The organism is Hymenobacter perfusus (assembly GCF_003944765.1).
In the GTDB taxonomy this organism is placed as follows: Bacteria; Bacteroidota; Bacteroidia; order Cytophagales; family Hymenobacteraceae; genus Hymenobacter; species Hymenobacter perfusus.
On sequence record NZ_RWIU01000003.1, the window covers coordinates 315,600 to 338,106 of the forward strand.

Below are 22,507 nucleotides of genomic sequence, written 5' to 3' on the forward strand. Positions count from 1 at the left end.
CTGTGGTCCACGCATACGCGTCAGCCACCAGCCGGAGAAGCCCGGGGTAGAATGCAGGAAAGAAGGGGAGTGCCCGCTAGGGCCGGCCGGTTGTAAGCGGCCGGCTAAAGGCTGCGGTCAGAGGCCCGAAATCGGGTGAAATAGCTGTTTTTTTGCCCCGGACAGGGCAAAAAAGGTAACGGGCAACAAGCATAACAGGACTATTGCGGACGCCGGGTGGTTGGAAACCGGCAGGCCAGTGGAAGGACGTACTTCCCCGCCACTGCGCAGGCAGTGGGAGTGGAAGGCGTAGCGGAAAAGCTACCCTGGATGCAATAGGAGAATAAGGAGGAGCGGTTGGCGGCGGTGCGCGTTAGTATCGACCAATGCGCTGCCAATAATAGAGGTTTTGCGAAAATAACCGTGCGTAATAAAATTGCATTCTATATATAGTGTTGTGCTTTGTTTATAAGTAACCCTGGTTTAGACAAAAAATATTGGCGTAAGAGGCGGACGAGGCAGGCAAAACCAGGCGGAGCAGTAGCCAGGTAGCACTACGCCCGCCCTGAATCAACGCTTCGCCAGCCCGCAAAAAAGCCCAACCATGCAAAGCATAGTCGGGCTCCTGAAATGGAAAAAGAGAAGCTGATGGCACCTTGTGGGGTGGCAGCTTACCGCATCGGTTTGGGCAGTGCCGGCAGGCTCTCGTGGCCCTCGGCATCCACGCTCACCACCCCGAAGATGAAGTTGTCCTTGCTGTGGGGCAGGTCAGCTTTGGTGTCGGTTACGAAGAACTTCTGCTGCCACTCGGGGGCGCTGGTTTCGCGCATGAGCACGTAGTAGCCGGCCGGCTTCTCGCCGGCTTTGGGGGCTTCCCACTTCAGCTCGGTGCGGTTGGTGAGGTTGGCCGTGAGCACGCCCACGTTTTCGGGGGCAGCGGGGGCCAGGGCCAGCGAGGCCAGCGTAGCCAGGTTTACGCCGGTGTTTTTGCGCAGGTAGGCGAAATCCATGAACTTGGCGTGGTCACCGTATTCTTCGCCATTTTCGGTGCGTAGGTCCTGGTGCTGGTGGCGGAAGTCCTCGTTTACTTCCGAGAAACGCACCGCCGTAAAACCCTGCTGATTGAACGGCGTATGGTCGCCGCCGCGCAGGAACCGGTCGGGGCGGTACTCCAGCACCACCTCGTGGCCGGGCACGTACTGCTTGGTGGCGGTGCGGGTGTAGCGGGCCAAGTTGCGGCTGGGCGAGTCGTTTTCACTGCTCAGCGTGCGGCGCACTTTGGCTTCGTCGGCGGTTTCGGTGGCGGGCACGCCTTCGCTGAACACGCGCAGCTGGGTAGTATTCTTGATTTCGGGGTCGTGGCCGGTGGAGTTGCCCATGATGTCGTTGTTGAGCATGGCCACCAGATTCCAGCCTTCTTTCTTGGCGCGTTTGGCCAGGTAGGTCGAGCCGTAGAGACCCTGTTCTTCGCCCTGCACCGCCACGAAGATGATGGTGGCCGGGAACTGCTGCTTGCTCATCACGCGGGCCAGCTCCATCACGGCCACCGTGCCCGAGCCGTCGTCGTTGGCACCGGGCGCGTCGGCGGTGGCGTTCATCACGTCCGACACCCGCGAGTCGATGTGGCCGCTCACGATGAACACGCGCTTATCGGTGGGGTCGGTGCCGGGCAGGGTGGCCATGACGTTGGCCATCAGCACGGGCCGGTCGATGCGGCGGCCGTCGGGCTTGATGGTGAACGTGTCCTGCTCCACCTTGAGCCGGCCGCCGCTGGCCTTACTGTACTTGCGAAACTCGCCTTCCACCCAGTTGCGGGCCGCCCCGATGCCGCGCTTCTTGCTTTTGGTGTCGCTGAGCGTATGCCGCGTGCCAAAGCTCACGAGCTTGTTGATGTCGTCGCGCAGGTTCTTTTCGGATACTTCCTCCACCATGCGGGTGATAAGCGGATTGGGCGTGGTGGTGGGCTGGGTTTGGGCCAGCGCCGGAACAGTGAAACCGAGGGAGAAAAGCAGTGGCGTAAAGCGGCGCATAGACGGTGGTTGAGTGTGGAAGGCAATAGACGCAGGATTTCGGCCGGCGTTGCGGAGCAGTAGCGCGAACTTTGTAGTTCGCCCCCCACGCCGTTCGGGTGGCTTTAACGGCGCGGGACGCGAACTACAAAGTTCGCGCTACTGCACTATCGCAGCTCCACAACCACGCTGGCCGCGTTACCGCCGAAGCCGGCGGCATTCACCAGGATGCGCCGGATGAGCTGGCCGCCGGGAGAAGCCAGATCAGTAGCAAACGGAGGCGTCGGCCACTGTTGGGTTTCCAAGACGTGGCAGGCGAAATCCAGACTCAGCGCGGCTGACGCGCCCAACGTGTGGCCCAGCAGCCACTTATTGGACAACAGCGGCGGCAGCGTCGGGCCGAAGATGGCGCGCAGGGCGGCCCGCTCGGCCGCGTCGCCGGCGGGGGTGCCGGGGCTGTGCAGCACCACGGCGTCGATGTCGGCCGGACCTACACCAGACTGCGCCAGCGCTTGGCGGATGGCCTGCTGGAAGTGCCAGCCTTCGGGCGAGAGGCCGGTTTTGCTGCCGATGGCCTCGAAGCCGAAGCCCACCCCGGCCAGCACCAGCAGCGGCTGGGTGGCGGCGGCTACCTGTTCGGCGGAAAGCTGCTCCAGGGCAAACACGGCCGCGCCTTCGCCCAGCACAAACGTGGAGGGCCGGCCCGCGCCCGGCCGGCAGGGCCAGTCGGTGGCGGCCAGGGGCGAGTAGATGCCGATGGCGCGCATCTGGGCCAGGGTGAAATCGGTGAGCGGAGCCTCGGTGCCGCCGGCCAGAAACCGAGTGGCCATGCCGGCTTTCAGCCAGGCTAGGGCGTTGCCCAACGCCTGAAAAGCGCTGCTGCAAGTGCTGGAGTGGCTTAGGGCTGCCCCGCCGGTCTGGCCGGCATCAAAGGCCACCCAACTGGCCACGTTGCCCAGCGTCGTTAGCGGCGAAGCGGCCACCGGCACGCTGCCTTCGGCCAGAAACTCCGCGTGAAACTCCTCCAGCCGCCCCGTAGCGCCCCGGCTGCTGCCGATGCTGACGGCAAGCGGTGAGGTGGTGAGTTGGTGAGTTGGTGAGTTGGTGGGGTGGCGTTCTTGTCCATCATTCACTACCTCACCGTTTCCCCACCCAGCTTGGGCAGTGGCTTGGCGGGCGGCCAGCAGCGCCAGGAGCACGGTACGGTCGAGCTGGCGGTAAGCGGGCTGGCTGCGGCGCAGGGCGGCCACGGCCGCTTCGGCAGCCGGCGGGAGGGCGGCTACGGGTACGCCGGTAGGGTGCGTGTTGAAGGGAGAAGCAAAGGTGTCGCCGGACGTTGGAAGGGCTAGGCCCAGCGCCGATACCCGGCCCCGGCCCCGGATAACGGTAACGGCTTCGGCCCCGGTCAGGGAGTTAGTCATGCAGGATTTCGGGCAGGTTGGGGGCGGGGGTGAAGTTGAGCACTAGGTGGCGCATGCGGTGCAGCACGTCGTAGAGCAGGCCCAGTTCCTCGTCGGTGGTGCAGTAGGGCGGCAGCAGGTACACTACGTTGCCGAGGGGGCGCAGGACTACGTGGTGGTCGAGGGCGAGCTGGTAAAAGGCGTCGCGGAGGCGGCTGAAGTAGCTGGTGCCCTCGCCGGGGTCGTACTCCACGGCCAGGATGGTGCCCCGGTGCCGCACCGCCCGCACGCCCGGCTGGCCTTCAATTTCCTGCCGGAACGCAGCGTGGGCGGCCTCTATGCGCTGGCGTTGTTGGGTGCATTCGTCGGCGCGCGTTAGTTCCAGACTGGCCAACGCGGCGGCGCAGGCCACAGGGTTGGCCGTGTAGGAGTGGCCGTGGAACAAAGCCCGCATCTTGTCGTGGCTTAAGAAAGCTTCGTAGATCGGGGCGGCGCAGGTGGTCAGGCCCATGGCCAGGGTGCCGCCGGTGAGGCCCTTGGAGAAGCACATGATGTCGGGATGCTCCGTCAGTAGCCCGGAGGCAAACAGTGGCCCGGTGCGGCCGAAGCCGGTCATCACCTCATCCGAAATGCACAGCACGTCGGCCTGGTGGCAGCGGCGCAGCATTTCACTTAGCACTTCGGGCTCGTACATCACCATGCCGGCCGTGCCCAGCACCAGCGGCTCGAAGATGAAGCCGGCCACGTCGGGGCGGAGCAGCAGGGCATCCAGCTGGGCCAGGGTTTCGGCCTCGTGGCCCGGCACCGGCACGTCGAGGAACTCCACGTCGAACAGCAGCGGCCAGAACGGCTCGGTGAAGGCGCCGCGGGCACTCACGGCCATGGCCCCGAAGGTGTCGCCGTGGTAGGAGTTCTGGAAGCAGAGGAAGGTGCGGCGCGCGGGCTGGCCGAGGTTGTGGAAGTACTGCAGCACCATTTTCAGGGCCACTTCCACGGCCGTCGAGCCGTTGTCGGAGTAGAATACGCGGGCCTGGTTGGCGGGCAGCAGGGCTAGGAGCTGCTCGGCCAGCTCCACGGCCGTGGGGTGGGTGAAGCCGGCAAACAGCACGTGCTCCAGGGTGCGTAGCTGCTCGCTCACGCGCTCAGCAATGGCGGGGTGACTGTGGCCGTGCAGGTTCACCCACCACGAGGAAATGGCGTCGAGGTAGCGGGTGCCGTCTTCGGCAATCAGCCAGCTGCCTTCGCCCCTCACAATGGGGATGGGCAGTGGGGCGGTCTGCATCTGGGTATAGGGGTGCCACAGTACGGCGTGGTCGCGCTGGGCAAGGGAGGTAGAATGGGGCATTGCGGGTGGGGTCGGGGGTATCGGCCGCTGCAAAGCTACAACCGCCCGCGCTGGTGGTGGTTTGGCGTACGTATCGTGCTGGGGGCGCCTCACCCCCTGACCCCCTCTCCGAAAAGGAGAGGGGGCACCGGTTATGCCTGGGCGTGGGTGCTCTTCTTTGCCTTTCTAGGAGAAGGGTACAGGTCGGACCAGATAGGCTGGGCTCCCCCTCTCCTTTTCGGAGAGGGGGTCAGGGGGTGAGGCGCACGTCGGAACGACTTGCGCTAACGTGATAAAGTCCTTCGCTCCGCTTAGTAGGACAGATTTACAACCCAAACCACGCCCGGAACTCGGCGGCGTAACGGCTCACCACGGTCGGTGTTACTTCCGGCTCGAATAGCACCCGGGGCATGATGGGCACACCGGTGTGCTGGGCAATGAAATCCTCGGTGGCGGGCGTGGGCTCCCCGTTGAACACGAGGCCCCGCACGCGCAGCCCGCGGGCCTGCAGGGCTTCCAGCGTGAGCAGGGTGTGGTTGATGCTGCCCAGGTAGTTGCGCGACACCACCACCACATCGAGGTCGAATTGCTGGGCCAGATCGGCCAGCAGAAAGCCGGGGGCCAGGGGCACCAGTAAGCCGCCCGCACCTTCTACCAGCAGGTGGTTGTCGGTGGTGGGCAGCTGGAAGTCGGCGGGGCGCAGGGTGATGCCCTCGACGGCGGCGGCGGCGTGGGGTGAGGCCGGCAGCTGCAGCCGGTGCCGCTCGGGCCAGAAGTGGCTGACGGTGTTCTGCACCAACTCGCGCACGGTGGCCGCGTCGGTGGTGGGGGTGAGGCCGGCCTGCACGGGCTTCCAGTAGTCGGCCTGTAGGGCTTCGGTGAGAATGGCCGAGACGAGGGTCTTGCCTACGTCGGTGCCAATGCCGGTGATGAAGAGTCGTTCCAAAGGAAGAGAAGGATTAAGGGACGTTAGGGCGAATTGTCATTCCTCGCTGCGCTAGGAATGACAGATGGGGAAGCTGTTTAGAAAGTCCTCCGACGGTCATGCTAAGCTTGTCGAAGCATCTCTACCGTTTCGTCGGGTCAGTATCACAACGAAGCGGTAGAGATGCTTCGACAAGCTCAGCATGACGTTCTTGTAGCAGTCAGCGACTTTCTGAACAGCTTTGGGGTTTAAGCCGCCGGCTTGCGGCAGCGAAAGTGCAGAAAATATGGTACCACCCGGGCCTTGCGCAAAAACGGGTGAGCAGCCATCTGCTCCTCAGTAGGGCAGGGCTCCTGCAAGCCTTCCAGCACGAAGCCCGCTGCTACCACGGCCGCAACCCACTGGCTCATCGTCAGGTTGAATACCGGCACCCGGAACGGGGCGTGGCGGGCCTGTTCCTGGGCCGGGGCGGCGTGAAACATCCACTCCTCGGGCTGGCCGTGCTGGTAGTCGAAGTAGCCGCCCACTTCCACGGCGTAGGGCTGGCCTTGGGCGTCGCGCAGGTTCTGGCGGTGGGGCGTGGTGAAGCAGGGGTGGCTGATGGAAAACTGCAGAAACCCGCCCGGCCGCAGCACCCGGAAGGCGGCGGCGCTGCCCACCAAGTACCGGATGCCCAGCGGCTCGGCGGCTTCGGTTTGCTGCGCCGCCTCCACAAAGGCCGGTGCAATGTCGAGGGCCGTGACGCTAGCGCCTTGTTGGGCCAGCAGGCGCGTGTTGTATCCTTCGCCGCAGCCGATGTCGAGGCCCGCCAGACCGGTTACCGGGGGCAGCCAGGCGAAGAAGGCGGGCGTGTTCAGGTGGTTGCGGTACACGTCGTAGCCGGCGCGGGCCAGGGTAGTCCAGGCCGGGGCGTTGCGGTTCCAATATTCGCCTAATTCCTGATCGTTCATAAGCGGTTTGAGATGGTGATGAATGGAGTGTTGAACGATTGGGGGCGAGTCGTTAGCATTTCTCCTGCTTCGTTCGGTTTACTGGCTCAGGATTAAAGCCCTGGGCTACGGAACAGGTGTCGTTGGCACGGCATTGAATGAAGTTGCGGAGCGGAATGTAGCGCGAACTTTATAGTTCGCGCCCCAGAACGACAACCTTCCGAACGGCGCGGGGACGCGAACTGCAAAGTTCGCACTACATTCAACGGAGCGGTTAAACAACGACGAGATGCTATGCGTCTCTACACCGTGCCGGCGGCCAGCACCGCTGCCAATCCATCAATTTCAGCTTCCGAATTATACGAATGGATGATGAGCCGCAGCCGCTCCGTACCCACGTGTACCGTCGGCGAGACGATGGCGCGCACGTCGAAGCCAGCGGCCTGAGCGGCGGCGGCCACGGCCCGGACGTGGGCCGGGCCAGGGTTACAGGTAAAGAAGAGCGGGTGAATGACGTGGCTTTCGGCCGGCACGTGCAGGCCCGGCACCGCGTTCAGCCGGGCTTTCAGGTAGTCGGACAGGGCGAACAGTCGGGCGCGCTCCTGGCTGAGGTCGGTCAGCACCGCGTAGGCGGCCGTGAGGGCGGCTACCGTGAGCGGGGGCAGGGCGGTGGTGTAGATGAAGGGCCGGCTGAAGCTCAGCAGATAGTCGCGCAGTACGGCCGGGCCAGCCACCGCCGCGCCTTGGCTGCCCAGCGCCTTGCCGAAGGTGAGGATGCGGGCAAATACCGCGTCTTCCAGTCCCAACTCCACTACCAAACCTTCGCCCCGGGGGCCGTAGAGGCCGTTGGTGTGGGCTTCATCCACCACCAGATATAGGCTCTGCTCCCGGCACAGGGCGGCCAGCTCGGTCAGCGGGGCCACGTCGCCATCCATGGAATACAACGCTTCCACGGCCACGAAAACGCTGCCGGTGGCGCGGACCAGTTTGCGGCGCAGGTCGGCCACATCATTATGGCGGAAACTCCAGGCGGTGGCGAAGGAGCCACGGATACCGTCTTTCACGGATGCGTGGGAAGCGTCGTCGTAGAGAATTGTGTCGCCACGCTTGGGCACGGCCGCGAAGAAGCCCATATTGGCCGCGTAGCCGGAGTTGAACAGCAACGCCGCCTCGGCCCCGTGGAACTGCGCCAGTGTGGTTTCCAGAGCTTCGGTAGCGGCGGAGTTGCCGGTGAGCAGGCGCGAGCCGGTGCTGCCTGTAGGCGCGTGGGCTGCCTGCTGCACCGCCGCTTGCACCCGTGGGTGCCGGCTCAGGCCCAGGTAGTCGTTGGAGCTGAAATCGACGAGGCCGGGCACGGGCGGGGCGGGCAGGCGGCGGCGGGTGCCGGCAGCCTCGCGCTTGGCTAGTTCTGCCTGCAGGCGTTGGTGGAGAGGGGAGGACATTGGAGAGCCAGTAAAAAGCAGTGTCATCCCGCGCCGGTTGCACAGGATGACACTTCGTTTAGCATAAATGGGAAAGGCTACACCTCGAAACGCTTCACCGAAAGCCAGACGCTGCCGTTCTGCCCGAAAGTGCGGGCGTTGATGACCATCCACTCCGAATCCACTTCCACCCGGTCGCCGATGCCGGGCAGCACGCCGTGCCGCTGCATGATGAGGCTGATAGCGGCCCCGATTTTGTCTTCCAGCTCGGAAATCAGCTCGTGGGCTTCGCGGGATTCGTGCTGCTGGCGGAAGGTTTCGGCGTAGGCGTGGTCGAGGTTAAGGTCAAAGGCAATATCCATGCGGGAAGTCTGTAAAACCGTCTGATTTTGATATGCTATGCCTCAACAGGAGCCTTGCCGCGGCCCATGAGGACGGCACCCTCGGGCACGTCCTTGAACGACTTGCGGGGCTTGAGGCCGAGCAGGGCGAACATCTGCTTGTCGGCGTCGAAATCGGGGTTGGGCGTGGTCAGCAGCTTCTCGCCCGAGAAGATGGAGTTGGCACCGGCCAGGAAGCACAAAGCCTGCTCCGTCACGGGCATTTCCTGGCGGCCGGCCGAGAGGCGCACCATCGTGTGGGGCATCAGGATGCGGGCCGTGGCAATCATGCGCAGCATTTCCCACACGCTCACGCGGGGCTGGTCGGCCAAAGGCGTGCCGGCTACGGGCACCAGGGCGTTTACGGGCACGCTCTCGGGGTGGGCGGGCAGGGTGGCCAGGGTGTGCAGCATGGCAATGCGGTCCTCGTCGGTTTCGCCCAGGCCAATGATGCCGCCCGAGCAGACCGAAATACCGGCCTTGCGCACGTGCTCCAGCGTGTTCAGCCGGTCATCGTAGGTGCGGGTCGTGATGATATCGTCGTACTTCTCGCGGCTGGTGTCGAGGTTGTGGTTGTAGGCGTAGAGGCCGGCCTGCTTGAGGCGTTCGGCCTGGTACTCGTTCAGCATGCCCAGGGTGCAGCATACTTCCAGGCCCAGGCCGTTCACCTGTTCCACCATGCCCAGCACCCGGTCAAAGTCCTTGTTGTCGCGGATTTCACGCCAGGCGGCACCCATGCAGAAGCGGGTCGAGCCCGAGTCTTTGGCGCGTTGGGCCGAGGCCAGCACTTCGGCGTCGGGCAGGAGCTTGTGGGCCTGCACGCCGGTGTGGTAGCGGGCGGCCTGGGGGCAATAGGCGCAGTCCTCGGGGCAGCCGCCGGTTTTCACGCTCAGCAGGGTACACACCTGCACTTCGCCGGTGGCCTGGGTTTCGGCGTGGATGGCGGCGGCCTGCGTGACCAGTTCCAGCACGGGCTGGTTATAAATGGCGTGTACTTCGTCGAGGGTCCAGTCGGTACGGAGCGTCATGGGTGGGAAGAGTTTCGGTGGTTGATTGTCGTCGGGCAACGGGGCCAAACGGGGCGGGCCGCCGCAGCTAAAGCTGCCAGCGGCCCGCAAGATACAGGAGAAGCGGATTTGTCGGGCAGTTATAGCGGCATTGTGGTGGTAGGCAGAGCACCAACCAGGGTATGGGCCAGGGAAATAGCCTGAGCAAATTCCCCAATGTTAGTTTCTTTCCGAAAGAAACCGACTTCCAGAATCGGGAGCTGCTGCCCCATCCATTGCCGTAACGCAGCAATGTGACGGGGCGCATCCTTCGGATTACGTGTGCGGATATGCTGCTCCAGGTTGTCAAGGGCCGGTACAGTGCGCACCAGATTTTCGAAGGCCCAATCGGTTTCAGCCGGCTGCCACGCTTGCAGTAAGGGTTCTATTGAGCCGGTCAGTCGAATCAACCAGCCCAGCAACTCTTCCTCAAAAAAGCACTCCTGCTGAATGTGATGGGCCCACCAAGCCACCAGCATGTCCCGTACCGCTGCCTGTTCCGCTGCCGGCCAGGAGGTCCAGTTGGCAAGCTCCATCTTGCCGAATAGGGTTTCTTTCTCAATGTCCGCATCCGGCCGCAACGACAGCTCCAGCAGTCGGGGCAGGAAGTAGCGAAAGTCGGCTGCATCTCCCCATGTCGTCATGGCTTTGAACGCGTAGCGTTGCAATTGCGCTTTTGTCAGGTCGGCTAGGGGCACCGCAAGCAGTACCCGGTTTTCGGCTGCCGTAATACAGCATGGGCAGGCGTCAGGTAGTTGCTGCAGGCGGTAACGAGAGAAACCTGTGTACAACGCGGCCAACGCCACTGCCAACGGGCTGTTTGCGGAGTTTCCTGCCATGCTTACAGCGTCCGAATCACGCGGCAGGGGTTGCCCACGGCCACCACGCCGGCCGGAATGTCGCGCGTAACCACGCTGCCGGCCCCAATGGTCGTACCCGCCCCAATGGTCACGCCCGGCAGCACCAGCACGCCCGCGCCCAGCCACACGTTGTCGCCGATGTAGATGGGCCGTGCGAATTCCCAGCCGGCAATGCGCGGCTCCACCTCCACCGGGTGGCCGGCCGTGCTCAGCACCACGTTGGGGGCCACAAACACGTTGTCGCCGATAGTGACTGGGGCGCAGTCGAGCACCGTGAAGTTGTAGTTGGCGTAGAAATTCCGGCCCAATTGGATGTTGTAGCCATAGTCGCAACGGAAGGGGGCCTCGATGTGGGCGTCGGTTTCCCGGCCCAGTAACTCGGCCAGCACCTGCCGGTTGAGGTGCACGGGCTCCTGGTTGTAGCGGTGGCAAAGCTGCTTGGCGCGCAGGCGTTCCGCTACCAGCTCCGGGTCGTTGGCGAGGTACAGTTCGCCGGTCAGCATCTGTTGTTTCGGGGTCGGGTTCATGGCTAGTAGAAGTGGAATTTACTTAACTGAACGTCATGCCTGATCAGGCATGACGTTCAGTTAAGTTTCCAACTGCTCTTTTACGTAAGTAGTCAGCTAGTTATGAAACGTCGATTCCGGCTCCGGGGTGGCGGTGGTTTTAGCGTCACGGGTGTTTTTCTGCACGGCAATGGCACCGAACAGGCTCAGCAGAAATGCCATGGCGTAGAAGCCTTTTTCACTCAGCAGCAGCGTGGCGTTCCATAGGCCCACCGTCAGCAGGGCAATGGCCAGAATCGTGGAAAACCAGCTCAGGCCGTAGTAAATGCCCGTCACGGGAATGCCTTCCAGCTGGTCGCGCACCGATTTTTGCAGCGAGATGCCCGAAAACAGCCCGTACATCAGCACCGTGAAGTAGTAGCCTTTCTCGTTGAGGGCAATCTGGGCGTTCCAGAGGCCGATGATAAAGGCGGCCATACCGGCCAGCAAGGCAAACCAGGAAGCGGCAATAAAGGCATTGGAGGGTTTGGCGGTGTTCATGGGGCAGAAAAAGACAGCAGTGAAAAAACAACCTGGACGTTTCCTCGTCCGACAGCTCAAACATAGCGGTCAATTGATACTACTCCGTACACCACCATCTTCTGCATTCAGACTTTTAACGAGCGGTCCAGTAAAGAAAACGGGTAAATGATTTGCGTTAGCTGAATTGATTGAAGGTGGTTTTTTAACGGGAATAAAGCGGTTTTATGCCAGATCAACTAATCGTTATTGCCTTGTGTGGTACGTCAGTATCAGACATTTCAACAGGCTCAAAAAAGCTGTGGACTGCCCCGATAACAGCTGCGGGCTGCCTCATCTGAAGCAGCCCGCAGCTGTTAGGAACCAGAAAGTAACGGGTCTGCCTGAACCGTGAGGTTCAGCAGGCCACCGTTTTAGCGCTTGCCGGGCCGGCTGGCCCCACGGGAGCCGCGGGTGCTGGTTTTGTTGCCTTTGGGCGGCGCGGCCGGCGCTTTGCCGGGGCCGGTGCTACGCGAACGAGGACCAGCCGGGCGGCTGGCTTTCCCTAAACCGGGCCCGTCGGGGCGAACCATGGCGCCGGCATCCCGGCCGGGGCCGGTGGGCCACTGCGGAGTTTCCGGGGCGGCAGGCGCCGTTTTGGCGGCGGCCTTACCGGCGCGGGCGGCGGCCACTTTTTTGCGCGTGGGCTTCTCTACCCAAGCGCCGGCGGGGCGGCTCTGGTCGGGGCCGGCCTCAGGGGCACGCGACGGGCCCTGGCGGGCGGGCCGGTCGGTCCAGAAGGCGGCGGTGGAGGGACGCTTGCGACGACGCGAACCGGAGCCGTCGTCGGTGCCGCTGGAGTCTTTGATCATCTCAAACAGCACCTTCAGCTCCTTTTCGCGCAGCTCCCGCCACTCGCCCACGCCCAAGCCTTTCACGTTGATGTTCATTACCCGGATGCGCTCCAGCTGCACTACCTCGTAGCCGAAATACTCGCACATGCGGCGAATCTGGCGGTTGAGGCCCTGCACCAGCGTGATGCGGAAGATGTAGGGCGTTTCCTTCGACACCTTGCAGGGCTTGGTCATCACGCCGCCCAGCGGTACGCCGTTGGCCATCGACTCAATGAACTGCTCGTTGATGGGCTTATCGAGCATCACGATGTACTCCTTCTCGTGCTGGTTGCCGGCACGCAGAATCTTGTTGACGATGTCGCCGTTGCTGGTCAGCAGAATCAGGCCCTGCGACTCCTTATCCAGGCGGCCGATGGGGAAGATGCGCACCGAGTGCTTGATGGCCCGCACAATGTTGTCCTTGATGCTGGTATCGGTGGTGGCAATGATGCCGGGGGGCTTGTTGTAGGCAATGTACACGGCATCTTCCTCGGCCCGGGGCTCAATAAGGTTGCCATTCACCACCACCCGGTCCTTGCGCGTCACTTGGTCGCCGATGTTGCCTCGCTTGCCGTTCACGAACACGTTGCCCTGCTCGATGTGGCGGTCGGCTTCCCGGCGGGAGCAGATGCCACTTTCGCTGATGTATTTATTGAGTCGGGTTGCCATGAGGTGCTGCTTAATGCTTAGTGCCAGGTGCCGAAGCACCTGGGCAAACGGGTAAAAAAACGGGCTGCCGGCCCCCTGGAGGGTCGGCAGCCTGCAAAGATACGGCATAAGCGGCGGCCGGCCGTGCGCCCGGTCCGGGGTTTAGGCAAAAAACGCAAACAGCGCCGTTTCCAGCGCGGCGGGCAGCACGGGCGGCATAACGGTACGCAGCGTCAGGGCCGGGGCGCCGTCAGTGGGTGTAAAGCTGCCTCCGGCCGGCGTAAACCGCAGCTGGCCCTGGCTGAATTCGCGCAGGTGCTCCCCGTCCTCCGTGCTCATTGATTCAAAATCCAACTGGCTGAGCTGGCCGCTGGCGTTATCGACATACAGCCAGAAATACAGGTGGCCGGGGTTGGTGCTTTGGATATCGAGGCGCTTGATTTCAAAGATGGTGGCCGTATCGGCTTCAAACAGGAACAGAGGGCGGTAGGGGAAGGTCATGGCGCAAAGGTCGGCAATTCTGTGTTCCGATAGATCAGGAGGTGCGCTATGTCATCCGCTGGCAGGCATGCCTCATCGGCAATGGAGCGTAGTCGATGCGCTACTAGCGCCAGTTCCAGTACGGCGGTGTCGTAGGCAGCTGAGAGGGGAATTTTCGGAACTGATACTTCAAGTGGAGCGGAAGGGCGAAACTCCTCGTAGTCATTCTGGCAGTTGAAGACGACGGAATCATCGGTAAAGTAAATTTCAGGATGTGGATGACCATGATAATACACCGAGCGGCCGTACTTGGCTACATTCTTCCAATAGATGATGTCCGAAAGCTCACCGCAACACTGTGGAAATAATGTGTCGTGTCCGGCGAGTCGCAAAACGTAGCCTCCAAAAAAAGTGCATTGCTCATCAAGCGTCCACTCACCATCGAAGTAGCCCTGCAAATGTATTCGAGACAGAATTTTCAACGATTCGACAGCCAAATCACTGGCTCGGTATAGAAAAGCTTCCGAGGAGAGTGGAACTACCGACGCCAATGACTTCACTAAATCTTGGTGCCGAAGATCAACTTCAATAACCGGGATTAGCTCTACTTTCATACTGTGTTCATGAGGTCCTTCGCAAGCGGACGCCAGATGCAGGGATGACAAGATCAAATTACAATTCCACCGTTTTCTCGCCCCGGCCCACACCTTTGAGCCAGGTAATGAGGCCGCGCATGTAGGTGGGCTGGTCGTCGTAGAAGCTCATGTGGGAGCCGTTGGGGCAGATGAGGGCGGTGCCGTGTTGCACCTTCTGGGCCACCATGCGCATGTGCTCGGGGTCCATAGTATCGTACCGGCCACCGATGCTGAGCACCGGTACGCGCAGCTTGGGCAGGTCGGGCACGCGGTTCCAGTTCAGCAGCTTGCCCGACACGCCAAACTCGCTGGGCCCCTGCATGGTCACGTAGAGCGACTGGTTCATTTTGGCGAAGGAGCGGTTCACGGGCTCGGGCCACTCGGCGGGCGGGCGGCGCAGGATATGCTCGGCGTAGAAGTTGGGCAGCAGCAGCTCCATGTAGCGCGGGTTCTGAAAGTCCTTGCGCGCCTCAATGGCCCGGATTTCCTTCAGCACCTCGGGCTTAAACTGCGGGGCCAGCACCTGCTCGGCGTACCGGCCGTAGTCGGGGATGCTCATCATCATATTGCTGATGACGAGGCCCTTGAGGTGCTGCTGGTACTTGAGGGCATATTCGGCGGCCAGGATGCCGCCCCAGCTGTGGCCCAGCAGCACAAAGTTGCTGCTATCCAGGCGCAGGGCCTGGCGCACCTGCTCCACTTCCTCCACGTAGCGGGGCAGGCTCCACATGCTGGTATCCTTGGGGTTGTCGGAGTTGCCGCAGCCGAGCTGGTCGTAGTAGATGATTTCCACGCCCTCGCGGGGCAGGAAGCTCTCCATGCACTCGAAATACTCGTGCGTGGCCCCCGGTCCGCCATTGAGCAGCAGCAGCTTCAGGCGCGGGTTGTTGCCAATACGCTTAGTCCACACGTTGAACCTACCCTTGGGTGTGCTGATGGGCACCATCTGTACGCCGCCGGTTTGCAGCTGCGTGCTGTCGGGGGCCGGAAAGTAGCTGGCGAGGCTGGGCACTTCGGTTGTTTTTGAGGAATTGGTTTCGGTGAGAGCAGGGGAGGAGCAGGAAGCCAGCGCACCAGCCAGCAGCACGTTGCGTAGGGTTTTTAGCATAGCCGGAAAGAGTATAAGTTGAGGCGCGTCAGATGGAGACGGCTCAAGTTGCTGCGTTTTTCCGACAAACCCGACGAGAATCTACTCGTGGCGAATGATAGTCCATCTGCAACCTGTTCCTCTGCCCGCCACTGCAGGGCGTTGTAGTCGTCGGGGCCATAAAACAGCGGCAGCACGTCGTAAGCCAGTTTCGGCTCGTTGCCGCTGTCGGGTCAGGAAAAGCAACATTTCGTTGCGGCTGTGGTGAGCAAACCGAAGCCCGCGCTGGGCTCCGCAACTGGTAGTTTTTCCTGAACTTGCGGCTATGAAGACCACTGACGTTCTGCAGGTGTATGATGCTGCCTACGCGGCCGACTATGATAACCGTTTCTTGCTGCTACCCGATATCCAAAGCAATACCGAAGCCGACCTGACACTGTTGCGGGGACTCTTGGGACCCGACGCCCGGTGGCTGGACATCGGCTGTGGGACCGGGTACTTCCTGAGTAAATTTCCCGGGGTAGCCCGGGCAGGGTATGATTTGTCGGCGGCTATGCTGGCCCAGGCCCGTACTGCCAGCCCCGATGCCCTTTTCTTTCGGGAAGGTGACTTCCGGGACCCAGTTCCGGAATGGCGGGCGCAATGGTCGTTGGTAACGTGCATGTGGTCGGCGTATTCTTACTGCGAAACCGTGAAGGAGGTAGAGCAGATGGTTGCCAACATGGTAGAATGGACTCGACCTGGCGGCTCTATCTTCATTCCGGTACTTGACTTGGAGGAAATGCGCGGTACATCGGTGCTCTACCACACCGACTCCGCCGGTATCTATCCCGGCGACTTCTGGATAACCGGCATCACGTGGTCATGGGCCGAGAGCGAAACGGGCAAAACGCATCACCACCTCATTGCTCCCCATTTGGAGCACTTTATCCGACTCCTGGCCCCGCACTTCGAACATGTGGAGGTAGTGAGTCACTCGCCGGTAACGCCCGGTGGTCCGGCACGGCGGGCCGTGCTGGCTACGGGGCGGCACGCCAAGCCTGAGGTAGCGCGGCCCGCCGTGGTTGCGTGGCCCGCGCCCGTGCCCAAGGCTTCGCTGGCTGCTACGCTTCCCTTAGCGGTGTTGCTGGAGGAAGTGGCAGCGCGCCTGAAACCGGGGCACGTATGGCGGGCTGTGCGCCATCGGCTGGGCCGCTGAACTGCGGCAGGTGGCCGCTGCCCGGCGTCAGTTGTGCCAGTCGATGGGAAGCGTAACCAACTGCTGGATCATTGACTGGAAGCTTTTTTCGAGGCTGAGCTCCCCTTGTACAACCAGTGGCACCGGGGCGTCCTCCCAGCCCAGCAGGGCCAGGGGCTGCTGCGACTGCAACTCGAAAATGGCGACTTTCACCAAGTACTGCCCCGCCGTGAGGGGCAGGCGTGCTACCGTGCAGCTCAACTCGTGCCGGCCCGCAAGTAAGTGGCTCGGTGCTAGGTTCACGCCTCCGGTAATGCAAGTGAGGCCATCGTTGGTCCAGATGTAAAAGGCCCAGGCAACATTGGCGTGCGGTGTTTGGGCCTGGTACGTGAGCCGCACGCGCACCGCGCCGTCGGTGATGATGGTGGGAGCCGTTACGCTCTCAAAGACCAGATTTTCAATAATCAGGGGAGCACTGCCTCCCGACTGAGCGCTTCGCTCCGCCAGCTGTTGCTGTTGCAGGGCGTAATACCGGTCGAGAGTTTCCAGGCCAGTGCCCGCAAACGTCAGGCGTCCTTTTTCCAAAAGCACACCCCGCTGGCATACCGCCTGCACATGGTAGGGGTTATGCGAGACGAGTACCACCGAGCCGCCGGTTGCCAGGTAAGCCAGCATATGATTCACGCACTTGCGCTGGAATTCCATGTCGCCGACGGCCAATACCTCGTCCACCAGCAGAATATCGGGCCGCAGGTGCACGGCCACGGCGTAGGCTAGGCGCGCTACCATGCCTGAGCTGTAGAACTGCACGGGCATGTCGAGGGCGGTGCCCAGGCCGGCAAATTCTTCGATCTGGGCAAACAGCGGCAGCACCTGCGCCCGGGAGAACCCCAGCAGGGCAGCCCGGATAAACACGTTTTCACGGCCGCTGAGTACGGGGTCAAGCCCCACGCCCAACTCGATGAGCGCCCCTACCTGGCCACGAATGTGAATACTGCCGCCATCGGGCTTAATCAGGCCGTTGAGCAGCTTGAGCAGAGTGCTCTTGCCGGCTCCGTTGGCGCCTACAATAGCCAGCGCCTCGCCCCGGCGCAGCTGAAAGGACATGTCCTGCACCCCCCAGAACTCGTGCGCCCGCAGCCGCGCGGTGCGTGTCCGATACCGGGGCCAGGCTTCGGCCAGGATGTCGCGCAAGGCGTACCACATGGAGAGGCGAAGCCGGGTGCAAAACTTTTTGGAGAGGTGGCGTACCTCCAGCAGGGGAGAATCGGGGGCTGGGCTAACGGGATGCAAGGGGCAGGATAAACGAAGGAAAGTAAGCAGCCTGGGCTTTAGAGGCGGGCTATCAGGTGCGGTTGGGCGAGGCGGTAGGCCAGCCAGCCCAGGAGCACGCCGGCTCCGGCCAAACCTATCACTGGCCAGAAGCTGGGCGTGGGTTCAACCTGGCCGGTCAGCAGCCAGTTGCGGGTAGTAGTCAGCAAAGGCGTCACCGGATTCAGACTGAGCACAGACGCATAGCGTGTAGGCACTACGTACACGACCGGTGTCACCAGAAACCACATGTTAATTATCAGGCCCAGGGCGTTGGCCACGTCGCTGTACAACAGCCCGAGCAGGGCAATAATCCAACCCAGGCCCAGGCCCAGTCCCAGCAGGCCCGCCAGGCCCAGCGGTACCCACAGCAGCGTCATATGCCAGTCGATGTTGTACCACCACATGACGGACCCCAGCACTAGCAGCCGTACCAGCAGGTTGAACACTACCACCCCCATGCCCGCCGCCACAAACGCCTCGTGCGGTACCCGCACCTTAGCCAGGGTAGCGCGCACGGCGGTGAGCTGTTGCAGTGGGCTGTTGAGCATTTCCACAAACCCCTGCCAGAGGAAGATGCCCGTCAGGACAAACAGGGGCAAGGGAACCGGGGGCTGCTTGCCCTGGAGCAGGTTAGCTTTGCTCAACAACGTCCAGGTCAGGGCCAGAAACAGGGGCGGGGCCAGCAGCCAGAGGTAGCCCAACACACTTTGCCGGTACTGCACCCGCAGGTTGCGCACGAATAATTGGCGGCCAACCCGCAGTACTGCCCTCACGTCGTCACCGACGCCCTGCCCGAAAGCACGCGGATCAGCCAGCGGTGATGATGAATTGTAGATTATTTCCCTCATTTTTGTTCGCAAAATACAAGTCTTCCTTCACAGTCGAGGCTGTTTCCTAAGCCATATCGACTGGGGATGCAGGGTTTCGGCCCTATTTTCAGATGACCGCATCTCTATTTATTCGCCGATTAGCTACCGTTGCCCGCGTTACGGAATGGTGGGGATACAAATTTGCACCTATTATGGCTATTTGTTTTGCCTCAGTGCTGCTAACAAATAACCCGATTTGGCTATTGAGCGGCCAGTTGCTGCTGCTGCTGCTGGCTCTTACGACGGCCGCTACCTACGTGAGCCTGCTCAACGACTGGACCGACCGCGCCGACGATGCCCTGGCAGGAAAGTCCAACGGCTTAGCCCACACCTCGGGTGGGCGTGTTGCGCTGCTACTTGGGGGGTGCCTGCTTGCCGGCGTAGGGTTTGGGTGGTATTTCTGGCACATCAGCCCGGTTGTAGCATGGCTTTACTTTGGCACCTGGGTCGTATTCACTGCCTACTCGCTGCCACCTGTGCGCCTGAAAGGTCGGGCGTTAGCTGGTGTACTGGCCGATGCTGCCGGCGCGCATTTTTTTCCGCAGCTTACAGGCGTCGCACTGATAGCTGCCAGCCTCCATCAGCACCTGCCGCTGCTGTGGTTGGTGGGCGTGAGCGTGTGGGCATTAGCCTGTGGTATGCGTAATATCATCTGGCACCAGCTCAGCGACGCCACCAACGACGCGGAAGCCGGAATGCGAACCTTTGTAACGCGTTTTGGGGCCTCAACCGTCCGTCGAGTGGTTGAGTGGGCAGTGTTTCCAGTGGAAGTAGCTGCACTGGTAGTGCTGTTGGGCGTGAGTGGTCGTGTGGCTCCACTGGTGGCCCTGCTGCTGTATGTGGGGCTGGTTTTGATTCGTCGCTACCGCTTGAAGATGACGCTGACGATAGTACAACCCCAGCCGTATTCTCATGTGCTCCTCAATGAGTATTATGAAGTATTTCTGCCGCTGTCCTTGCTGCTTGCTGCCTGGTGGCACCAGCCTGCCGATGCACTAGTACTGCTGGGATTTGGCGTACTGTTTGGACCCACCCTTTGGCGCACCGTGCGCCTGTTTGGTCTGGCGGCCTGGTGGCTCACCCAGCGGATGCTACCCGCTAGATGACCCATCAGGCGTAACGGGTTGGCAATGCGTAGTAGAAGCTGGTTTCACCACCCAACGAAAAGCGGGCCGCCCCAACCGGAGCAGCCCGCCACTAGTATGAGTTATCCACGAAATCCGCGAGGAGTTCAGGGTGACCTGTGATTTAGCCTAGCGTGTGATATACGGCCTGCACGTCGTCGTCCTCTTCGAACTTCTCAATCAGGTTCATTACCTCTTCCAGCTCGTCGCCTTCCAAGTGCACGGTGGTGTTGGCCACGCGCTGCAGCTGGGCCGATACCACGTTAAGGCCTTTCTCTTCCAGGGCCTTCTGCATCTGCCCAAAATCGGTGAAGGCGGTTTCCACCACAATGTAGTCTTTCACGGCGCCATGCTCGTCTTCCTCCTGGTCGGCGTACACTTCCTCGGCCCCGGCGTCAATCAGCTCCAGCTCCAGCTCGTCCAGGTCCAGGCCTTCGGCGGCCAGCTTGAACACGCCCTTGCGGGTGAAGGTGTAGTCAGAAGAGCCCGCGGTGCCCAGGGCGCCGTTGCCCCGGTTGAAGTACATGCGTACGTTGGCTACGGTGCGGGTGGGGTTGTCGGTGGCAGTTTCGATGACGATGGCCACGCCGTGGGGCGCGTAGCCCTCGTATACCACCTCGGTATAGTCCTTCTCCTCCTTGCTGCTGGCGCGCTTGATGGCGGCCTCCACCCGATCCTTGGGCATGTTCACGCCCTTGGCGTTCTGCATGGCGGTGCGCAGGCGGGAGTTGGTGTCGGGGTTAGCTCCCGATTCTTTCACGGCCATTACAATTTCCCGGCCGATGCGGGTAAAGTCTTTGGACATCCGGTCCCAGCGCTTCATTTTGCGGCCTTTACGGAATTCAAACGCGCGTCCCATCTATAGTGAATTGGTGATTGAGTGAATGAGTGAGTGGCCCTACGGCGCGGGTGGGGCCGAGAGGGGCCGCAAGTTAGCAGAAAGGCCGGCGGGGCGCAACGCGCCCGGGTTATTGCGCCCGTAGCGTGTAGATGCTCTGATTGCCGGCCGGATAGCCTTCCAGCGTAATGGTGAGCAGCTTACCGGTGAGGCGAAACGTACCCGCATCGGTGCGGTTGGTGCCGTTTGGGTCAGAGTGGGTTAAGGTGATGCGGCCGGGCGTAAGGCTGAAGCGGCCCTCCTGGTCGAAATGCTGGGTGGTGCCGTTAGCGGCCAGTAGCAGGCGTTTCTGGTAGGTGCCATCGGGACGAAGCGTGAGGGTGCCGCCTACTCCTTTGGCCGCTAACGGCTTAGGGCTGGTGCCTTTATCGAGAATAGCGTAGGTCAGGTACGTATAGGTGGTGTACACGGCCCCGGCTGGCTGCGTTTGCGTCTGGCGGTTTTGGGCCGAACCGGGGGCGGGCGTAACTGCCGCAGCTGTTAGCGCCAGCAGTACCGGGAAAAGTCGTTTCATGCCGAAAGGTAAATCACTGCTGCCACTTGCCGCGTCCTGGCCCGGCAATCGGCCCGGTACTAAGCAGTGGCGGGCGGCACTTTCGACAGCAGCCAGGCGTGGGCAGCCTCCTGCTCATCGAAATCAAATATCCGGACTTCCACGCCCTGTACGTGCGGCAGGGTAGAGGCTACGGAGTGCCGCGAGGGCCAATCCATGGCGTTGATCCAGGCCGCCGCCCGGATGCCACGCTTGCCTAGTTCGGCAACAAAAACCTGCCCTACCCATTCGCTGGCTTTCCACCAGTCACCATACACTTCGCTGCTGTCATTGAGCATCAGGGAGCAGCGGGTGTGGCAGATATGATCCAGGATTTGCTCGCAGCCGGCTTTTGCCAATTCAGCGTCATACTGGCCCCGCCAGACGACCCGCAGCAGCTGAATTGAGGGTTCGTGGAGGACAGTCAGAGTGGGGGTGTCAAGCAGAACTGTATCAAAAACCGGCATAGTAATGAGTAAAGTGTAACTGCAGTATCTTAAGTACTGGTTGCACTGTGGAAAGTTGTCGAGGCTCGACTATAAATGTATTTGGAATGCCTGAATAAACTATAGTATGGCTGTTGGCCGACTAGGCCGGTAAGTGCCTGACCGGCCTAGTCGGATTTCATCCTACATTTGGGCATGCCCACTTTCATTCGTGACCTGATCCGACCCGCCGCCGCGCTGCCCGAAGCTGACGTGTGTCTGGTGGGTCTGCCGCTGGATTTCGGGACGGTGCTGGAAGGTGGCCGGGCCGGGGCCGCCACTGCCCCCGAGGCCATCCGCCGGGAGCTGCGCCGCTACCATAAAACCTACAATCTGGAGCACAACGTGCGCCTCGACGGCCTGCGCGTTGCTGATGCCGGCAACCTGGACCTGCGCCATCCTGACCACGCTACCAACCACCAGACCATTCGGAGTGAGCTGACGCGCCTGCTCAACCAGTATCCGCGCGTGGTGGTGCTGGGCGGCTCCCACGATGGCACCTACAGCACCGTGCGCGGCCTGCGCGACGCCACCGGCAGCCCCAGCGTGGGCGGCATCAACCTCGATGCCCACGCCGACGTGAAGGACCGCGCCGTTATCAGCAGCGGTACGCCGTTTGGGCGGCTGCTACGCGAGGGAGTGCTGGCCGGAGAACGGTTCACCGAAATAGGGCTGCACTCCAACCTCAATACCTGGGAGGATATCGACTTTCTGCACCAGCAGCAAGCCCGGCTGGTGCCGCTGGCCCATGTGCAGCAGGACGGCCTGCCCGAGTATATGGCCCGGGCCCTGCGCCACGCCACGGCCGCCGGGCCGGCTTTCGTGAGCTTTGATATTGACAGCTGCGCCGAAGCCTACGCGCCCGGCGTGAGTGCGCCCAGCGCCGACGGCCTGACGCCGCGCCAGGCCACCCAGGCTGCCTTTATGGCTGGCAAAGAGCCCGAAATTCTGCTGTTTGAGCTGATGGAGCTGAACCCGCTGTTCGACCGGGATAACCAAACGGCGCGTCTGGCCGCCACCATCCTTACGGCCTACTTCACCGGCGTGGCCGCTTCCCTCGATACCTGATAACGGGGCATCAGCGCCTG

23 protein-coding genes are annotated in these 22,507 nt (G+C 61.9%); 3 read left to right on the forward strand and 20 right to left on the reverse strand.

Annotated elements, in window-relative coordinates; genetic code table 11:
• Positions 1–650: 650 nt before the first annotated feature.
• The 15 genes from EI293_RS11195 to EI293_RS11270 all read right to left on the reverse strand — a co-directional run bounded on the left by EI293_RS11195 (position 651) and on the right by EI293_RS11270 (position 15,041).
• The gene (locus tag EI293_RS11195) at positions 651–2,009 is read right to left on the reverse strand and encodes a M20/M25/M40 family metallo-hydrolase (RefSeq protein ID WP_125437623.1); all 1,359 of its coding nucleotides are present in this window, start codon (positions 2,007–2,009) and stop codon (positions 651–653) included.
• Positions 2,010–2,155: 146 nt separating this feature from the next.
• A complete protein-coding gene (locus tag EI293_RS11200; RefSeq protein ID WP_125437625.1) occupies positions 2,156–3,409 on the reverse strand; it encodes a beta-ketoacyl synthase N-terminal-like domain-containing protein in 1,254 nt (417 codons plus the stop codon).
• On the reverse strand, positions 3,402–4,733 hold the full coding sequence (gene bioA, locus EI293_RS11205) for an adenosylmethionine--8-amino-7-oxononanoate transaminase (RefSeq protein ID WP_125437627.1): 1,332 nt from the start codon (positions 4,731–4,733) through the stop codon (positions 3,402–3,404). The genes EI293_RS11200 and bioA overlap by 8 nt, the downstream gene beginning before the upstream one ends.
• Before the next feature lie 304 nt (positions 4,734–5,037).
• Positions 5,038–5,658 carry a dethiobiotin synthase gene (gene bioD / locus EI293_RS11210; protein ID WP_125437629.1) on the reverse strand — a complete coding sequence of 207 codons (621 nt, stop codon included), beginning with the start codon at positions 5,656–5,658 and terminating at the stop codon, positions 5,038–5,040.
• Between the two features lie 227 nt (positions 5,659–5,885).
• A complete protein-coding gene (locus EI293_RS11215) occupies positions 5,886–6,587 on the reverse strand; it encodes a class I SAM-dependent methyltransferase (protein ID WP_125437631.1) in 702 nt (233 codons plus the stop codon).
• A 281-nt stretch (positions 6,588–6,868) separates the two neighbouring features.
• Positions 6,869–8,008 carry an aminotransferase class I/II-fold pyridoxal phosphate-dependent enzyme gene (locus EI293_RS11220; RefSeq protein WP_125437633.1) on the reverse strand — a complete coding sequence of 380 codons (1,140 nt, stop codon included), beginning with the start codon at positions 8,006–8,008 and terminating at the stop codon, positions 6,869–6,871.
• 77 nt (positions 8,009–8,085) lie between these two features.
• Positions 8,086–8,349, reverse strand: a complete 264-nt coding sequence (locus EI293_RS11225; RefSeq protein ID WP_125437635.1) for a hypothetical protein — start codon at positions 8,347–8,349, stop codon at positions 8,086–8,088.
• 35 nt (positions 8,350–8,384) lie between these two features.
• Positions 8,385–9,395, reverse strand: a complete 1,011-nt coding sequence (gene bioB / locus EI293_RS11230) for a biotin synthase BioB (protein WP_125437637.1) — start codon at positions 9,393–9,395, stop codon at positions 8,385–8,387.
• Positions 9,396–9,514: 119 nt separating this feature from the next.
• Positions 9,515–10,111, reverse strand: coding sequence for a hypothetical protein (locus EI293_RS11235; protein WP_170170342.1), 597 nt, complete (start codon positions 10,109–10,111; stop codon positions 9,515–9,517).
• A gap of 143 nt (positions 10,112–10,254) precedes the next feature.
• Positions 10,255–10,800, reverse strand: a complete 546-nt coding sequence (locus tag EI293_RS11240) for a sugar O-acetyltransferase (RefSeq protein ID WP_125437641.1) — start codon at positions 10,798–10,800, stop codon at positions 10,255–10,257.
• Positions 10,801–10,896: 96 nt separating this feature from the next.
• On the reverse strand, positions 10,897–11,319 hold the full coding sequence (gene yiaA, locus EI293_RS11245) for an inner membrane protein YiaA (RefSeq protein ID WP_125437643.1): 423 nt from the start codon (positions 11,317–11,319) through the stop codon (positions 10,897–10,899).
• A 392-nt stretch (positions 11,320–11,711) separates the two neighbouring features.
• Positions 11,712–12,839, reverse strand: coding sequence for a 23S rRNA pseudouridine(2604) synthase RluF (rluF, locus tag EI293_RS11255; protein WP_211339562.1), 1,128 nt, complete (start codon positions 12,837–12,839; stop codon positions 11,712–11,714).
• A 141-nt stretch (positions 12,840–12,980) separates the two neighbouring features.
• Positions 12,981–13,319, reverse strand: a complete 339-nt coding sequence (locus tag EI293_RS11260) for a hypothetical protein (RefSeq protein ID WP_125437647.1) — start codon at positions 13,317–13,319, stop codon at positions 12,981–12,983.
• Complete coding sequence (locus EI293_RS11265) at positions 13,316–13,912, reverse strand: hypothetical protein (protein ID WP_125437649.1); 597 nt, start codon at positions 13,910–13,912, stop codon at positions 13,316–13,318. The genes EI293_RS11260 and EI293_RS11265 overlap by 4 nt, the downstream gene beginning before the upstream one ends.
• Before the next feature lie 58 nt (positions 13,913–13,970).
• On the reverse strand, positions 13,971–15,041 hold the full coding sequence (locus EI293_RS11270) for a proline iminopeptidase-family hydrolase (RefSeq protein ID WP_125437651.1): 1,071 nt from the start codon (positions 15,039–15,041) through the stop codon (positions 13,971–13,973).
• Between the two features lie 304 nt (positions 15,042–15,345).
• Here EI293_RS11270 and EI293_RS11275 point away from each other — a divergent pair, with 304 nt between their 5' ends.
• On the forward strand, positions 15,346–16,218 hold the full coding sequence (locus EI293_RS11275; protein ID WP_125437653.1) for a class I SAM-dependent methyltransferase: 873 nt from the start codon (positions 15,346–15,348) through the stop codon (positions 16,216–16,218).
• Between the two features lie 27 nt (positions 16,219–16,245).
• On the opposite strand, the gene EI293_RS11280 is transcribed toward EI293_RS11275, so the two are convergent.
• Together EI293_RS11280 and EI293_RS11285 are read right to left on the reverse strand one after the other, a co-directional pair.
• Positions 16,246–17,490 (reverse strand): ABC transporter ATP-binding protein, encoded by a 1,245-nt coding sequence (locus EI293_RS11280; RefSeq protein ID WP_125437655.1) that lies wholly within the window; start codon positions 17,488–17,490, stop codon positions 16,246–16,248.
• A gap of 38 nt (positions 17,491–17,528) precedes the next feature.
• A complete protein-coding gene (locus EI293_RS11285) occupies positions 17,529–18,359 on the reverse strand; it encodes an ABC transporter permease (protein WP_125437657.1) in 831 nt (276 codons plus the stop codon).
• 173 nt (positions 18,360–18,532) lie between these two features.
• On the opposite strand from EI293_RS11285, the gene EI293_RS11290 reads away from it, so the two are divergent.
• On the forward strand, positions 18,533–19,486 hold the full coding sequence (locus EI293_RS11290) for a UbiA family prenyltransferase (RefSeq protein ID WP_170170343.1): 954 nt from the start codon (positions 18,533–18,535) through the stop codon (positions 19,484–19,486).
• Between the two features lie 142 nt (positions 19,487–19,628).
• Here EI293_RS11290 and EI293_RS11295 read toward each other — a convergent pair whose 3' ends face one another.
• The 3 genes from EI293_RS11295 to EI293_RS11305 form a co-directional block, all read right to left on the reverse strand.
• Entirely contained in the window at positions 19,629–20,363 is a 735-nt protein-coding gene (locus tag EI293_RS11295) for a YebC/PmpR family DNA-binding transcriptional regulator (RefSeq protein ID WP_125437661.1), read from the reverse strand.
• A 109-nt stretch (positions 20,364–20,472) separates the two neighbouring features.
• Positions 20,473–20,916, reverse strand: coding sequence for a hypothetical protein (locus tag EI293_RS11300; protein ID WP_125437663.1), 444 nt, complete (start codon positions 20,914–20,916; stop codon positions 20,473–20,475).
• Between the two features lie 59 nt (positions 20,917–20,975).
• A complete protein-coding gene (locus EI293_RS11305) occupies positions 20,976–21,401 on the reverse strand; it encodes a SpoIIAA family protein (protein WP_125437665.1) in 426 nt (141 codons plus the stop codon).
• Positions 21,402–21,575: 174 nt separating this feature from the next.
• On the opposite strand from EI293_RS11305, the gene EI293_RS11310 reads away from it, so the two are divergent.
• Positions 21,576–22,487 carry an arginase family protein gene (locus EI293_RS11310; RefSeq protein ID WP_125437667.1) on the forward strand — a complete coding sequence of 304 codons (912 nt, stop codon included), beginning with the start codon at positions 21,576–21,578 and terminating at the stop codon, positions 22,485–22,487.
• Positions 22,488–22,507: the final 20 nt, after the last annotated feature.